Source organism: Arthrobacter sp. NPDC056691 (assembly GCF_042791415.1).
Classification (GTDB): domain Bacteria; phylum Actinomycetota; class Actinomycetes; order Actinomycetales; family Micrococcaceae; genus Arthrobacter.
The window spans coordinates 1-1,836 of the sequence record NZ_JBHTXX010000068.1 but is presented as its reverse complement, the minus strand read 5'-3'; the positions used below and the strand labels follow the sequence as shown (position 1 = coordinate 1,836).

General features: G+C 64.5%; 2 protein-coding genes. One reads left to right on the top strand and one right to left on the bottom strand.

From position 1 onward, the window contains the following. A partial coding sequence (locus ACFRAU_RS26020; protein WP_378002014.1) for an MFS transporter occupies positions 1-1,049 on the bottom strand: 1,049 nt, incomplete at its 3' end. A gap of 195 nt (positions 1,050-1,244) precedes the next feature. Here ACFRAU_RS26020 and ACFRAU_RS26015 point away from each other — a divergent pair. After that, positions 1,245-1,836 (top strand): MFS transporter (locus tag ACFRAU_RS26015; protein WP_378002013.1); only part of this gene is annotated, 592 nt, incomplete at its 3' end.

Genomic DNA, 1,836 nt, shown 5'->3' with positions numbered 1-1,836 from the left:
GTTCCACCGTTGAAAGCAGATACGGAAACTGCGGCTGCCAGTGTGGGTGCACCCTGGGCGAAGCGGACTGCGAGGCCGGTTCCGACCGGCGGTATGCCCATGCCGGCTATGCCCAGCAGGAACATGAGGACGAACATGGCAAAGGCGTTCGTTGAGAACGGGACGAGCAGCCCCATCAGCACGACGGTCCCCGCCGTGGCCGTGATGAAGGTGGTGACCGGGTGTTTGTCGGCGTACCGTCCGGCCAGGTTGGTTCCGATGATTGCTCCGAGGCCGAAGACGACGAAGATCAGGGGCACAGCCCAGATCGGCACCCCTGCTCGGTCGGTGGCCAGCGGGGACAGATAGCTGAAGGCTGTCATGCAGCCGCCGGTGGCAAGAACTGTCGCGATGACAAGTATGGCCATCCGGCCGGTCATGATCGCCCTTAGTTCGGCACGGACCGACGGCGCCTGGGAGCGGGTGTCTGCGGGCGTGAACCGCGCAATCACGGGAGCTGCGAGAACCGACAGGATCGCCAGGGCCCAGAATGTCCCTCGCCAGCCAAGGAGTTGGCCGGCGAAGGATCCGAGCGGGACGCCCGCAACGGTGGCAAGGCCGACGCCACTCATCATGACACCCAGGGCACGGGAGCTGCTGGCCGGGCCGGCGGCCTGCGTGGCGACGACAGCGGCCACGGACCAGAATGCCCCTGCGGCCAGGGCAGTGATGATGCGCGCGAGGAGAACTATCCGGAAGTCGCTTCCCAGGGCCGCCATGACGTGTCCGGCCGCGAAGACCAACAGCGCGAAAACCAGCGTGGCGCGCCGCGGCAGACGCAGGGTCGCCAGAGCCATGACAGGGGAACCAACGATCATTCCGACCGCGAAGGCCGTGATCAGGAGCCCCACCTGGGCAAGACCGACGCCCAGATCAGCCGCGATCTCTTGAAGGAGTCCCGCGACGATGTACTCGGTAGTGATCATCAGGAACGTGCCCAGGGCGAGCAGCGGAACGACGAAGGGGAGCCGTTGCCGGGTCGGAACTGCCGGAGTCGTGGATGTCGTCATTCGCGCAATGCTTCCTTTGGTGGAGTGGAGGTCGAAACCGATAGGTTCCGTCCCTTCACGATCCCGTACCTGCCCTTCGCCGGGGAAGGACCGGCTGAGACATGGTCTGGCAGGTCCTGTTTCGTCTCTTCCGTTCCTCGTAACGTCAACAGGGAGGGCCATTCGCGAACGCCGACCCCTTGACAAGGAATGTCTTTGAATACCACCACCACACTCACCCCGGCGGGAGTCCGTCATTCAAGGGCAGCGCTGCTGGCTGCCGTCACCGGATTTTTCGTCATCACGCTCGATGCCGTGGTGGTCAACGTGGCTCTCCGCCAAATCAGCCTCGACCTCGGGGCGTCGATCACCGGTTTGCAGTGGATCGTTGACGGATACACGTTGTTGTTCGCCTCGTGCCTGCTATCGGCCGGAGCGTTTTCTGACCGGGTCGGAGCCAGGCGTGCTTACGCAATCGGCATGACCGCGTTCGTGGTCACGTCGCTGGGATGCGGCCTCGCGCCTACGGTCACTGTGCTGATCCTGGCCAGGATCCTGCAGGGAACTGCGGCGGCGGTGATGCTTCCCGCGTCGATGGCGTTGATCGGCGAAGCCTTTCCCGACCCCATCAAGCGTGCACGCGCGGTGGGGATGTGGGCGATGGGAGGGGCTCTGGCTTCCATCTCCGGACCGGTGCTGGGCGGATTGCTTTCGCTTGTGGACTGGCGGTTGATCTTCCTGATCAACCTTCCAGTTGGTGCCGGGGCCCTGCTGCTGTTGCGTCGCGTTCCACGCTCGCCCCAACGGT